We start from the raw sequence: 12,114 nt of genomic DNA, 5'->3' as shown, positions 1-12,114 counted from the left end.
GCGTAACACGACCAGCGGTTAAATCGTTGCCATCCGTGACCGTCGAGCCAAACCGTTTTGGGGGCGGTCCCGGATAACACAGCAATGGCTTCGGACCGCTGGTTGTACGCGTGGGCGGTCGGCTCCGTCGCGCTGGGTGCGGCATCGTTGCTCGTCCCGCTGTATTTCGTGAGTATCGGCGGCGGGACGCTGATGCTCGGTGTCCTGGCGGGTGTCGCGGCCGCCGCGGGCGCACCCGGTGCGCTCATCTTCGGCCGAATCGCCGATCGGACCGGGCGCCGCCGCGTGCTCGTGTTGGCCGCACTCGGGATGGCTGTGGCCGGAATCGTCGGGGTGTCGCTGACCGAGTCCGAACTGCTCGTCGTCGCCGGTAACGGACTGTTGTGGTTCGCGGCGGGGGCCGCCGCACCTGTACTGACACTGCTTGTCACTGTCGGCCACCTCGAACGAGAGTGGTCGGCACGGTTCGCCACACTGAACCGCTACCAAGGGTGGGGCTGGGCGGGGGGACTCGTCCTCGGGTTGGTCTGGACGACGGCGCTCTCGGGTCCGCTGGACCCACAGACCGCACAGCGAACACTTCTGTGGGTCTGTGCCGGGACGGCCGGGATCGCCGGACTCCTGGCTGGCGGCTGGCTTCCCGCCGATCGCGGCGAGTTGGAGGGGCCACGGCCGAGTCGGGTCGCCCGCGCGCTCGCGCGCTCCCGCCGGCTCCCCGTCAGGTCGGCGACGTTTCCGGTCGGACCGGGGCGGCTCTACTGGCTCACCCGACGGATCAGCGTGAGCGATCTGCTGGCACGACTAACCCCGTCGCTGTCGCTGTACTTCGTGGCCATCGTCGCGACGTTCGTCGGCTTCGGGATCTTCTGGGGGCCGCTACCGCTGTATCTCTCCCGCTCACTCTCGTATGGCTCCGGGACGGTCTTCGCCCTGTATCTGGTCTCCAGTGTCGGGTCCGCGCTGTGTTACGGCGGGGCCGGCCGGCTCGCAGACCGCTACGACGCCAGCGCGCTCCAGGCGGCCGCCCTGCTCTCCCGAGCGGTGTTGCACCCGCTGGTCGCCGTCGTCGGCCTCTCGGTGGCGGCGACGACCCTGTCGCTCGTGACCAACGGCGTCGTGTTCGTGCTCATCGGGGTCGCCTGGGCCGTCATCGCGGTCACGGCAGCGAGTATCGTCACGCGGCTCGCGCCGCCGTCGATCCGCGGGGTCGCGCTCGGACTCTACACCGCCGTCTCGGGACTCGCCAACGGACTCGGCTCCGTGCTGGGCGGCTGGCTCGGCGCTCGCGGCTTCCTGCTGGCGTTCGGTGTCGCCGGCGCGTTCGTCTTCGTCGGGACAGTGCTGGTGGCCGTCGTCTGGCGGCGCGCCCCCCAGAACAGCGGCGAGCAGTCGCCGCTGGCAGGGTGATCACTCCGTCGGTGTCGCCGGGTTGCGGAGCGAACGGTGGTCCAGTCGACCCCGCCGTCCTACCGGCCGAGGTACGCGCCACCGGCGTCGTCACTGAATGGGTCGGCAGACTCCGAACAGCCGGCAGCGACGGCCGCAACGACGGCGAGAACCGAACGACGATCCGTCCTGGACCATGCCGCGCCACCGGCAAGTATCGGCCGGTGGGCACAACGGCCGTTTGAACCTCTCAGGCCAGTTCCTCGTAGGTCTCGGTCAGTCGGCCGGCGACCCGATCCAGCCCGTGTTCGCGGGCGGTCGCTCTGGCGTTCTCGCCGAGCCGCCGGCGCAGGTCGGGGTTCTCCGCCAGGCGGTCCAGCGCCTCCCGAAACTCCGACTCGTCGGCGCAGATGAGACAGTCGTGGCCGTCCTCGTAGTACTCCCGGAAGACGGGGATATCCGAGAGGACGACCGCCTTCCCGCAGGCCATCGCCTCCAGGACGGCGATCCCCTGGTTCTCGGCCTTCGTCGGGAACAGGTAGACGTCGCCGGCGCCGAACGCGCCGCGGATGTCGTCGATCCACCCGGTGAACGTGACGTTCTCGGGCGGGTCGTTGACCCACCGTTTTACCGCCTTCGAGGCCTGCGGGCCGTCGTCGTAGGGGCCAAACCACGCGAAGTCGTACTCGGTCGCCTGGGCGAGTTCACAGAACGTCGTCAGTCCTTTCCGCTCGAAGACGTTTCCGACGGCGAAGACGACCATCCCGTCGAGGTCGTACCGGTCGCGGTAGGACTCTCGGGTCCCCTCGAACCCCTCCAGTGCGTCGATGTCGACGCCGTTCGTGATCGGTCGGATCGGGGTGTCGACGGGGTACGACTCCAGGACGCCCTTGGTGTACTCGGAGGGACAGAGCACCAGATCGGCGGTCGAGTAGAACCACTTGAGATACTTCCCCAGCGCCGGTGCGACGAGGTTCGACCCTCTGAAGCTGTCCCGGAAGTCTTCCCGGGTCACGTGGGCGTGGAGGACCAGTGGAATGTCGTTTCGCCGGGCGTGTCGGGCGACCGCCACCGACCCGGGGCCGATCATGTTGCAGTGTGCCAGATCGTACTCGCGGAAGACCGGGTCGTCGAACGCCAGGTTTCCGCCGATGGCCCACCCGGGATGGCCGTCGTGCCACGGCTCGGTCACCACGTCGACGTCGGCGTCTGCCTGTGCCAGCGCCGCCCGCTGCTGATCGACGGCGGTACCGATCCCCGACCGGTCGAGGTGGCCGTCGAGTTCGAGGTAGTTCAGGACGCGCACGGCTGGGAGATGCCCGGCCGCCACCAAATTCCTACCGACTCTCCGGAAGGCATTTTCCCGGCGCCGGCGAACCACCGACGATGACAGACGAGACGGCCATCGCCAGCGAACGGATCGACCGGCTCGCGTCGCTGGCTCGCGACGCCGTCCGCGATGGCTACCCCGACCGGGCTCGGGCATACGTCCGGCGAGCGCGCCGGGTCGCCGAACGCCACCGGCTCCGGCTCCCCAGACCGTTCGAGCGGTCGACGTGTGGGAATTGTGATGTATTTCTCGTCCACGGGGTCAACGCACGGTCCCGCACGCAGTCCGGTCACGTCGTTGTCACCTGTGACTGTGGCGCACAGTTCCGCTATCCGTATGATTGAGCATCCGCTCCGACGACTGGTTTTATACGTCTGTCCCCGATATACGTGACACATGTCAGATGCGAGTCGACGACAGGAGATACACGAACTCGATGCGACACTCCGCGTCGGGAAACACGGCGTCGAATCGGTCGCCGACGAACTCGACGACCAACTGTCCGACCGATCGCTCGTGAAGGTAAAATTCCTCCGTGCCGCCCGCGGGGGGACGACCACGGAAGAGCTGGCAGCCGACCTCGCTGAACTGGCCGGCGCCGACGTCGTCCAGACTCGCGGGCACACAGCGGTGTTCGAACGATGATACAGACCACGCCGACGGGTGGGGCCGCGAGCGGCGGTGCGGTCGCTGGACTGCTGGACTCCGCCGGCGTTCCGTATGCCGGCCCCATCGGTGCCGCGATCTCGTTTATTATCGCCTTCGCTGTCGTCTACGTCCTCGGCCGTCTGCTGATTCTGCCGGTCGTCGATCGTACGCTCAAGACTCGTGAGCTCGACGAACACGCACGGAAACCGCTGAAGAAGGTCACGAGCATCCTGATCGTCTTCGTCGCGATCTCGGTCGCCTTCGGCTTTGCCGGCTACGGGAACTTCCTGCAGTCGCTCGCCACGGTCGCGGCCGCCGCCACGCTGGCGATCGGGTTCGCGATGCAGGACGTTCTCAAGAACTTCGTCGCCGGTGTGTTCATCTACACGGACAAGCCGTTCCGGATCGGCGACTGGATCGAGTGGGACGGCAACTCCGGCATCGTTGAGGACATCAGTCTGCGCGTCTCCCGCGTCCGGACGTTCGACAACGAACTGCTGACGGTTCCCAACTCCAACCTCACCGACGGCGTCATCAAGAACCCCGTCGCCAAGGGACAGCTCCGCCTGCAGTTCCTCTTTGGCATCGGCTACGACGACGACATCGACAAGGCGACCGAGATCATCATCGAGGAAGCCGAGAGCCACCCGGAGATCCTCGACGAACCCGCACCCACGGTCCGGCTGACCGAACTGGGTGACTCCTCGGTCGGGCTGAAGTCCCGAATCTGGATCGACGATCCGAGCCGGAGTGACTTCGTGAAGACCCGCAGCGAGTACGTCCAGACGGTCAAACAGCGCTTCGACGAGGAGGACATCAACATCCCCTACCCGAACCGCACGCTCGGAGGCAGCCTCGACATCGCCGGCTACGAGGCCGTCGCGGAAACCGCCGACGACTAGCGACCACTTTTTACGGAAAAAGACAGGACCTCACTCCGTTCGGTCCTGTGAACCGCCTCGCTTCGCTCGGCGGATGCTCCGTGGCCTGCCCTTCTCCGTCTTCGCGGCACGGAGGCCGCGAGCGGCTAGCGTGGTCGTCTCTCCGGCAGTCTCGGCTACTAACCACTTTGTCTGGCAGGCTGTGGCTCGGATATGGCTCGTGAGTACGACAAACTCGTCCGTGACGCCATCCCCGCGACCATCGAGGCCGTAGGCCGAGATTCCGGCCTTTTTCGCCCACGTTTTGCTCGTCGGGTGCCCGCAGCGAGCCGACGGCTCGTGAGGACACCCAACGAGCAAAAAGGTGGTCAGGTATGAATGGAATGGACCCCGAGATTGCCCGGCGTTCGGCCGTGGGTAATCCCGTTTGCCTCCTCCACCCCGCGACCCCACGAGCGACGGGTGTCCGATGGTCCGCTGCTCACTTCCGTGCCTGGCGGGGTGCCATCGATCAACCACGCGGGCGCATCCCTGCAGATGCGACCGCGTGGACCGCCGTCCCCGCGGGACGAGGCTTCCACGTTGGCTCACGGGGTCCACGTCCGTCGGACCGGACGCCCCCGGGCTTCGGTCCCCGCTGATGACCGTAGTGCGGGTTGTGAGGGGGGCCAAACCCCCCGACCTAGTCCACCAGCAAATCCACCGGCGTGGCATAAGGGCCTTTCGGATGCCAGACCGCGAGAGGGCGATCAGTTACAGCAGATCCAGTGCGTTCGCGAACCACGTGGCACCGAGCGGAACCGGAACTGCGGCGACGACGACCACCCAGCGGTGGTACTCCATGAGCGTCGACTCGGTCAACCCGAGGACGAGGCTCTCGGGGACGGTCACCGCCCACACAAGCGAGAGGCCGACGAGGAAGAGCCCCAGGACGAGGCCTGCACCGGCGACCACGCTGGGGTCGGACCGGCCTTCCCGGCCCGCAGCGAAGACGATCACGCCGATGATCGCGAAGGTGGCCGGCACCAGTGGCGTCAGCGCGCCCGATCCGTAGTACGCGCCGACGGCACTCGTCGTCTCGACGAGCGCATACGGAACAGCCAGCGCGACGAGGTACAGCAGACACCCGGCGATGCCCACGGTGGGCGCGACACGGAGGTCGTTCATACCGGCGCTGGGGCGGGCGTCGTCTTAACACCGACGCTCGAACGAAACCGGCAAATGAACGCTCCCGGTATAGCGGCGTATGGGACTGGGCTCGACCGCCAAGAAGATCCAGAAGGTCGCGGACATCGCCGAAGACCTCTACGCGAAGGTCACCGAACTGAAGACACAGCTCCAAGAGTTGCGGGGGACTGTCGAGGAGACCAACGACCGCGTCGACGACCTCGACCGGGAACTGGCCGAACAGCGAGCGCTGCTGGAAGCTATCGCCGACGAGCAGGGGATCGACGTCGAGACGGTCCAGACCGAAGCGCTCATCGACGACGCCGAAACGGAGCCCGACACGGACGACACCACCCGCTAATCGGCCGGGTCGGCCTGTGCCGGGTCGGCATCGAGTTCGACCGTGAACTCCCCGTCGCGGTCGACCCGGACGACGCCGTCGAACAACTGCGTGAGCGTGTTCATCGTTTCGCATCCGTGGGCGGTCGATTCGATCGTATAGACCCCGACGGCGTCAGCGTTCTCGACACGGGAGGTGAACACGTGCATGAATCGGAAGACGGTCTGAAGATTCGCGTAGAGCAGCAACGTCGTCAGCGAGTCGACGACTACGCGGGTCCGGTCGATCCCCGGCTGCTCGTCGTAGGACTCGACGATCTCGGAGAACTTGATCCCCATCTCGGTCATCTCAGTCGGCGACGCGGCGTAACTGATGCGCTCGGTCTCCTCGACGGACTGGGCCACATGCTTGGTGACTGCATCGATGACGGTTACCGGCGCCGTCGGATCAGCTAGCTGTTCGTACACTGGCAGGATTCGGTCAGCGCCGTCCCGGGTCGTGAGTAAAATACCGCCGTCACCGTCTTCGGTACCGCTAGCGAGTGTCTCCAGTGCGAGCCGACGCTTCCCCGTCAACGGTGGACCTGTAATGAGGAGATTCGTCCCAGGCGGCACCGAAACCCCCGATAGCTGATATCCAAATTCGTACATATGACCCGTATCTTGGCAGTAGTACCGACGTCTCCGAACGTCGCCGACGCTATGTCTACCTGTTCTTGAAGCCGACATTTATTGTTTGTGTGTCGTTCAGATGACGGATCTCCGGTCACGGCGAACCGGTTGGTTTAACAGTGGGTCCGAGAATACATGATACTGTAGGGCGCTTAGCTCAGCCTGGACAGAGTGCTTGGCTTCGGACCAAACCGTCGGGGGTTCAAATCCCTCAGCGCCCGTGACTTCTGTGCGAACGATAGTGAGCGCTGAGGAGCGTCGGCTGAGGGATTTGCATCAGGGAGGAGCTTGCTCCGACCGTGGTTCAAATCCCTCGGCGCCCGTGTTCTGCCGCGAGCAGATTCGTGAGCCCACGGTAACCTGTGAGGCTTGAACCACGGTCGTCGCTCCTCGAAGCCTGTCTTGGTGGGCCAGGACTGCACGATTATACTCAGGTCCCACAAACGACGGTCAGTAGGTAAGGCTCATCCCACCTTCGTGGGTCATATCGCCGCCGTTGAGATGCCGACTGTGATGAGAACAGCCCATGACGAACAGGTTCGCGACCTCGTAGGGTTCCATCATCTCCTTCACTCGGGTTCGTTCGAGCATCACCTTCTCGACGACTTCGTCGACTGTCATCCCGCGCCGGTCGGCGGTGTCGGGGAGCTGTTTGGCGACGAGTGCCGTCTTGACGTACGCGGTGCTGACAGTGAAGGCACGGACCTTTCCGTCGCCTTCGGCGGCGGTCGATTGAGTCAGCCCGCGCAACCCGAACTTCGTCGTGTTGTACGCGACCTTGTCCTTCGTCACGATATGGCCGTGGACAGAGCACATGTTGCCGACCACGCCACGGCCGTCCTCGTTGGCCCGGAAATGGGGGAGACAGTGTTTGGTGAGAACGAGCGGTGCTCGCTGCATGACGTCGTGCATCAGATCGTACTTCTCGATGGGGAACGACTCGATCGGCGCGACGGTCTGGATGCCGGCGTTGTTGATCAGATAGCGGAGCGACCCCTGCTCGGCGGCGGTGTCCACGATGCGTTCGAGGCCGTCGTCGTCCGTCAGGTTCGCCGTCACCGTAACGACCTCGCCGGGGAGGGAAAGCTCCGCGGCCTCGGTTTGGACGGCGTCGAGCCCGTCGTCGTCGCGGTCGGTCGCAACGACCGTGAGGCCGTTCGCAGCGAACGCCAGTGCCGTTGCACGGCCGATCCCTGCACCGCCGCCCGTGACGATCACGACGTTGTCAGCGGTGTAGTTCGGGTCGTCGATCGTCAATAGATCGTCGCGTGTCACCTCACTGGGACCGTACTTGGCCATCGCCTCGTCGACAGTCATGTCAGCCATGGTCCGACCGTCGTACCACTACTGGGAATAGTTGTCGGGGAACCTCGGCACAGGTCGCCAGCTGGACTGCTGCTCCGTCGCTCGGAAAAGAGTCGACATGTTGATACGGTTCGGTAGTGTTTCACCTGCATGCTGACACTACCTGACGGTTTGGAGAACTCTGTTCCGACCTCTCGGAGGAGTACATCCCCGACCCGTACGTCATCGCGATTCTGCTCACGTTCATCGCCTCAGGCGCGGCGCTGTTGACCGGCGCCGGACCACAGGAGACGCTGGTTGCCTGGAACAGGGGCGTCTGGACGTTACTCCCGTTTATGGCTTCGATCGCGGTGTTACTGATGGCGGGGGACGCGATCGCCAAGTCACCGAAGTTCACCAGTCAACTCGAAAAGCTGGCACGACCTCCGAACTCCCAGTTCACGGCCGTCTGGTTCGTCGGCTTCGTGGCGATGGCCGCCGCACTCGTCTCGTGGGCGATCGGCCTCATCGTCGGCGCGATCATGGCCAAACGTGTCGCGTACGAGTGCCGAGAGAGGGGAATCGCGGTCCACTACCCCTTGCTCGCCGCGGCGGGATACACGAGCCTGATGATCTATCACGGCGGCCTCACGTCGTTGGTGAGCCTGATGATGGCCGACTCGACGCTCATCCCCGCCGCGTGGGCCCCGGAGTTCCGCCAGACGATCCCGCTCTCGGAGACCATCGGTTCGACGGCCAACGTCGTCACGACCGGCACACTGCTCGTAGTTATCCCGGTGGTGATGGGGTTCCTTCACCCCAAAGACGGGATCACACAGCTCCCTCGCCCGGAGTTCAAAGAGATCGACGCAATTGTCCACGTGGCAGACGGGGAGCCAGCACCCGAAGCGACGACCGACGGCGGGAGACGACGGTTCGCCGACAGGCTGAACGATTCTCGGCTCATCGGGCTCTCTATCGCCCTCTTTCCCGCGTACTTCGTGGTCGACGCGTGGGTGCTGACGCCCGGTGGGATCTCGAACCTGACGCTCAACAGCATCAACGCGCTGTTCGTCACGTTGGCCGTCCTGCTGTGGGTTCGCCCGATGGCGTTGATCGACCAGATGAAACAGAGCGTCAGCAACATCTCGGGTGTCATCTTCCAGTTCCCGTTCTACGCCGGTATCGCCGGCATCCTCACGGGAACGGGACTCGCGACGCTCATCGTCGAGTTCGTCGGTGGGTTCGCCACGCCAGCCACCTGGCCGGTCATCGGCGTGCTCGTCGCCGGCTTCGTCAACATCTTCATCCCGTCCGGTGGTGGGCAGTGGGTCGCGATGGGGCCGATCATGCTCGAACTCACCGCCGAGATGGGGATGACACCGCGAGACGCGATACTCATCGAGATGTTGGGCGACCAACTGACGAACATGATCCAGCCGTTCTGGGCGATTCCACTGCTGGCGATCGCGAACCTGCGTGCCCGTGACATCATCGGCTACACGACCGTCGCGATGGTCGTCGGGCTCGTCATCGTCTGTGGCTGGCTCACGCTGTTCCTGGCCGTCCTCTGATCGGGCAAACTGTTTTTGACGACGCTCGATAAGCGACGGATCGTGATAAAGACCAATAGCGCATACCTCCGTCTTCAGGCGGAGGTCAAGCGGTAGGCACAGTGCTTCGAATCACGAATCCCGCCAGTACCGGATTTCCCACGTTTTCACTTTCACTCTGGTTGGCTTAGGTATTTGTCGGTCAGACCCGAAAACTGTCTTACGGGGACGATGACCGAACTCACGAAGACAGTTGAACTGAAGCTTGTGGACCCAAACGTCCACAAGCAACAGAAGCTTCGTGAGACGCGGGACGCATATCAACAAGCCCTTGGGGATGCGTTCGACGCCGGTTGTACCACCCAGGCCGAAGCGAACGACGTGGTGGTCAACTACGACTTATCGGGGTACGCAAAGAACGCCCTCAAGAAGTACGTCCCACAACTCACAACGACGTACAACGCGGGCGACTTACACGACGACCACCCTGTTCGGTTCACGAACGAGGGACTACGACTCGACCACCAGCCCGACAACGCTATTGAATGGTACGTCAAAATCCCGCACCACGAAGACTACCACCTCTGGCTGCCAGCACAGTCCAATCCCGACCAACGAGACTGGTTGGAAGCGTTACACGCTGGTGACGCGGTGATGGGTGAGAGTCGGCTATTCCAGCGGGACGGGACGTGGTATCTCCACGTCACTGCCACCCGCGAGGTGGAGGACTGTTCCGAAGCGTCCGACGACGAACGGACGCCTATCGGAGTAGACATCGGGGAAGCGTCACTCGTCACGGTGTGTCACCGCGACGACCACGGTTCTCCGACCCGCCCCAAACTGTGGGCCGACGAGGGCAAAACCGTTCGTCGGCTCCGCAAGACCTACTTCACCGCTACCCGACGGCTTCAAGAACGGGAAAGCGACCGTATCGCCGAATCGTTCGGCGACTCGCTGTGGAACCAGATAGACGACGTGTTCCACCGCGTCACCCGCGACGTCGTGGAGTACGCTGAGTCCGTCGAGAATCCCGTGCTGGTGCTAGAAGACCTGACGTACATACGGGAGTCGATGGACTACGGCGAGTACATGAATCGCCGTCTCCACGGCTGGGGGTTCGCGAAACTCCACGCGCAGATACGTTACAAAGCCGTCGAGAGGGGTATTTCTGTTGAGACGGTGAATCCGCGCAACACCTCGAAAGAATGCCATGCGTGTGGTGAGGTCGGATACCGTCCGAGACAGGCGGCGTTCAAATGCAGGAACGACGACTGCTGGGTGGGCGAGTACCAAGCCGACGTGAACGGGGCGATAAACATCGCAGACCGCTACCTCAGCGGAGAGAGTCGTTTTAGAGAACACGAAAACGACGATGACTCGGCTGAGGATGGGGCGCGTTTGACCGCGCCACAAGACAGCCACGCCGATGCTGAAACCCAGCAGGAGACGCGTGGAACGTATGCGTCTTGAAACCACAGGGCCGCACTCGGCCTGAAATCCCATGGCGGGATTCCCGCGTCTTCAGGCGCGGGAGGAGGTCAAACGCTGGCTGTTCGTCGGTGCGGTCGTCATCGCCGCCGCGCTACTCGGTGGGATCGCGGGATCGGCGTCGGTTCACAGCGCCGGGACTGCCGACTGTGTGGACCCCGGCGCGACCACGCCAGAACCCTCCCACGGGACTCACGAGAGCGCGATGTACGCTGCCGAGAACGGAACCGCCGGTGAGTGCCCGATCGACGACGGGGCGCGGATGGGCCACGTGACGACGTGATCGGCTACAGCGCGTCGAGGAACGTCTTGGCCTGCTTCTCGCCGTCCTTGACCAGTCGTTCGATGAACTCGGGGTCGCGGTCGAGTTTCGTCCGCCAGTCGAGCTTGCGACTCTTCGGGAAACGAATCCGTCGGATCTCCGTATGCGTGTACCGTTCGGGGAGATAGCCCTTCTCGATGAAGCCGTTGATGCGTTCGATGAATCGTATCTCGGCGGTCATCGAGAGGTTTCCGGAGAGTTCGTTCCGGCGGTTGTGGATCCCTTCCATGCTCCGTGGGACCTCCGGTCGTTCCTGTGGGTTGATTTTGATGAGCCAGATCTCGTCGGGGTCCGGATTGTCCGTCGCTTCCATGAAATCCTGCATCGGGGGATTCTTCGAGAACAGGCCGTCCCAGTAGTGTTTGCCGTCGATCTCGACCGCTTCGAACAGGTGTGGTTCGGCGGCCGAGGCGATGATCGCATCGCTGGAGAGGTCGTCTTCACGGAAGATCTCGAAGGTGCCACCGCAGACGTCGATGGCACTGAGAAACAGGCCGGGCTCGGTGCCGTCGAGCAACTCGGGAACCGCGTCGAAATCGACGTACGATTCGAGCAGTTTCTGGAACTCGTCTTTCCCCCATTTCGAACCCGGCGAGTCGGCCGGACTGATATCGGGTAAGGGGACGCCGGCCCGTTCGAGAGCGATACCCCATCGGATGACGTTGTTCGCAACCCGATGGAGCGGCGAGGACGCCGAGAGGTCCGTCCAGAACCCGGTCAGTAGTTCGCCCGGGTCCGCTTCGGGATGGACGTGGCCGTACCAGGCCAGTGTCGCACAGGCAGCGCCGCCAGACGTGCCGCTAAAGCCGACGATATTGTACTTCTCGGGGAGATCCCGTAGCAGCTCTCGGAGGACACCTGCGGTGAACGCAGTGTGACTACCGCCCCCTTGACAGGCGATAGCGACGTTTGTCTGGTCGGTGGGCATCGACAAGTGGTCGTCGGCGAATCCCATTAAGCGAACCGGCTTCGCCGCTGTCGGCCCACTACGGCCACGTCAGTGTGTCCCCGCGCCTGTGGTGGATCGACGCCGGTCCGTGGCAC

General features: G+C 63.9%; 12 protein-coding genes, 1 tRNA gene, 1 other RNA gene and 1 pseudogene. 9 read left to right on the top strand and 6 right to left on the bottom strand.

Annotated features, from left to right (window positions below):
- The first annotated feature begins 84 nt into the window (after nt 1–84).
- Nucleotides 85–1,407 (top strand): MFS transporter, encoded by a 1,323-nt coding sequence (locus tag P0204_RS04985; protein WP_276222201.1) that lies wholly within the window; start codon nt 85–87, stop codon nt 1,405–1,407.
- A 229-nt stretch (nt 1,408–1,636) separates the two neighbouring features.
- On the opposite strand, the gene P0204_RS04980 is transcribed toward P0204_RS04985, so the two are convergent.
- Nucleotides 1,637–2,692: a glycosyltransferase family 4 protein gene (locus tag P0204_RS04980; RefSeq protein ID WP_276222199.1), complete on the bottom strand. Its 1,056-nt coding sequence runs from the start codon at nt 2,690–2,692 to the stop codon at nt 1,637–1,639.
- A gap of 80 nt (nt 2,693–2,772) precedes the next feature.
- Between P0204_RS04980 and P0204_RS04975 the strand changes: the two genes are divergently transcribed.
- Genes P0204_RS04975 through P0204_RS04965 form a run of 3 tightly spaced genes read left to right on the top strand, consistent with a single transcriptional unit; the run spans nt 2,773 to nt 4,266 of the window.
- The gene (locus P0204_RS04975; RefSeq protein WP_276222197.1) at nt 2,773–3,060 is read left to right on the top strand and encodes a ribonuclease P protein component 4; all 288 of its coding nucleotides are present in this window, start codon (nt 2,773–2,775) and stop codon (nt 3,058–3,060) included.
- Nucleotides 3,061–3,112: 52 nt separating this feature from the next.
- Nucleotides 3,113–3,361: a YhbY family RNA-binding protein gene (locus P0204_RS04970; protein ID WP_276222195.1), complete on the top strand. Its 249-nt coding sequence runs from the start codon at nt 3,113–3,115 to the stop codon at nt 3,359–3,361.
- Nucleotides 3,358–4,266 (top strand): mechanosensitive ion channel family protein, encoded by a 909-nt coding sequence (locus P0204_RS04965; RefSeq protein WP_276222193.1) that lies wholly within the window; start codon nt 3,358–3,360, stop codon nt 4,264–4,266. Before P0204_RS04970 ends, P0204_RS04965 begins: the two co-directional genes overlap by 4 nt.
- A gap of 360 nt (nt 4,267–4,626) precedes the next feature.
- Here P0204_RS04965 and ffs read toward each other — a convergent pair.
- Nucleotides 4,627–4,938, bottom strand: an RNA gene (gene ffs, locus P0204_RS04960) — signal recognition particle sRNA.
- 60 nt (nt 4,939–4,998) lie between these two features.
- A complete protein-coding gene (locus P0204_RS04955) occupies nt 4,999–5,412 on the bottom strand; it encodes a DUF7548 family protein (RefSeq protein WP_276222191.1) in 414 nt (137 codons plus the stop codon).
- A gap of 79 nt (nt 5,413–5,491) precedes the next feature.
- On the opposite strand from P0204_RS04955, the gene P0204_RS04950 reads away from it, so the two are divergent.
- On the top strand, nt 5,492–5,773 hold the full coding sequence (locus P0204_RS04950) for a DUF5798 family protein (RefSeq protein WP_276222189.1): 282 nt from the start codon (nt 5,492–5,494) through the stop codon (nt 5,771–5,773).
- On the opposite strand, the gene P0204_RS04945 is transcribed toward P0204_RS04950, so the two are convergent.
- On the bottom strand, nt 5,770–6,402 hold the full coding sequence (locus P0204_RS04945; protein WP_379801710.1) for an RAD55 family ATPase: 633 nt from the start codon (nt 6,400–6,402) through the stop codon (nt 5,770–5,772). The genes P0204_RS04950 and P0204_RS04945 overlap by 4 nt on opposite strands.
- A gap of 167 nt (nt 6,403–6,569) precedes the next feature.
- Here P0204_RS04945 and P0204_RS04940 point away from each other — a divergent pair.
- A tRNA-Arg gene (locus P0204_RS04940) sits at nt 6,570–6,644 on the top strand.
- A 229-nt stretch (nt 6,645–6,873) separates the two neighbouring features.
- On the opposite strand, the gene P0204_RS04935 is transcribed toward P0204_RS04940, so the two are convergent.
- Nucleotides 6,874–7,740 (bottom strand): SDR family NAD(P)-dependent oxidoreductase, encoded by an 867-nt coding sequence (locus tag P0204_RS04935; protein WP_276223246.1) that lies wholly within the window; start codon nt 7,738–7,740, stop codon nt 6,874–6,876.
- Nucleotides 7,741–7,910: 170 nt separating this feature from the next.
- Between P0204_RS04935 and P0204_RS04930 the strand changes: the two are divergent.
- The 3 genes and pseudogenes from P0204_RS04930 to P0204_RS04920 all read left to right on the top strand — a co-directional run.
- Nucleotides 7,911–9,281, top strand: a pseudogene (locus tag P0204_RS04930) (TIGR00366 family protein); the annotation flags it as partial.
- Nucleotides 9,282–9,491: 210 nt separating this feature from the next.
- Complete coding sequence (locus P0204_RS04925) at nt 9,492–10,730, top strand: transposase (protein ID WP_276222185.1); 1,239 nt, start codon at nt 9,492–9,494, stop codon at nt 10,728–10,730.
- 31 nt (nt 10,731–10,761) lie between these two features.
- The gene (locus P0204_RS04920) at nt 10,762–11,031 is read left to right on the top strand and encodes a hypothetical protein (protein WP_276222184.1); all 270 of its coding nucleotides are present in this window, start codon (nt 10,762–10,764) and stop codon (nt 11,029–11,031) included.
- Between the two features lie 4 nt (nt 11,032–11,035).
- Here P0204_RS04920 and P0204_RS04915 read toward each other — a convergent pair whose 3' ends face one another.
- Nucleotides 11,036–11,998, bottom strand: coding sequence for a patatin-like phospholipase family protein (locus tag P0204_RS04915; protein ID WP_276222183.1), 963 nt, complete (start codon nt 11,996–11,998; stop codon nt 11,036–11,038).
- Nucleotides 11,999–12,114 lie beyond the last annotated feature (116 nt).

The organism is Haloarcula halophila (genome assembly GCF_029278565.1).
GTDB classification, from domain to species: domain Archaea; phylum Halobacteriota; class Halobacteria; order Halobacteriales; family Haloarculaceae; genus Haloarcula; species Haloarcula halophila.
The sequence above is the reverse complement of the archived record's forward strand: the minus strand, read 5'-3'. Positions and strand labels throughout refer to the sequence as shown.

What these genes read in the sequence shown, in the direction of transcription:
- P0204_RS04955 (WP_276222191.1), bottom strand. Translation starts at nt 5,412, where the DNA reads ATGAACGACCTCCGTGTCGCGCCCACCGTGGGCATCGCCGGGTGTCTG.
- P0204_RS04935 (WP_276223246.1), bottom strand. Translation starts at nt 7,740, where the DNA reads ATGACTGTCGACGAGGCGATGGCCAAGTACGGTCCCAGTGAGGTGACA.
- P0204_RS04975 (WP_276222197.1), top strand. Translation starts at nt 2,773, where the DNA reads ATGACAGACGAGACGGCCATCGCCAGCGAACGGATCGACCGGCTCGCG.
- P0204_RS04985 (WP_276222201.1), top strand. Translation starts at nt 85, where the DNA reads ATGGCTTCGGACCGCTGGTTGTACGCGTGGGCGGTCGGCTCCGTCGCG.
- P0204_RS04925 (WP_276222185.1), top strand. Translation starts at nt 9,492, where the DNA reads ATGACCGAACTCACGAAGACAGTTGAACTGAAGCTTGTGGACCCAAAC.
- P0204_RS04970 (WP_276222195.1), top strand. Translation starts at nt 3,113, where the DNA reads ATGTCAGATGCGAGTCGACGACAGGAGATACACGAACTCGATGCGACA.
- P0204_RS04950 (WP_276222189.1), top strand. Translation starts at nt 5,492, where the DNA reads ATGGGACTGGGCTCGACCGCCAAGAAGATCCAGAAGGTCGCGGACATC.
- P0204_RS04945 (WP_379801710.1), bottom strand. Translation starts at nt 6,402, where the DNA reads ATGTACGAATTTGGATATCAGCTATCGGGGGTTTCGGTGCCGCCTGGG.
- P0204_RS04920 (WP_276222184.1), top strand. Translation starts at nt 10,762, where the DNA reads ATGGCGGGATTCCCGCGTCTTCAGGCGCGGGAGGAGGTCAAACGCTGG.
- P0204_RS04915 (WP_276222183.1), bottom strand. Translation starts at nt 11,998, where the DNA reads ATGCCCACCGACCAGACAAACGTCGCTATCGCCTGTCAAGGGGGCGGT.
- P0204_RS04965 (WP_276222193.1), top strand. Translation starts at nt 3,358, where the DNA reads ATGATACAGACCACGCCGACGGGTGGGGCCGCGAGCGGCGGTGCGGTC.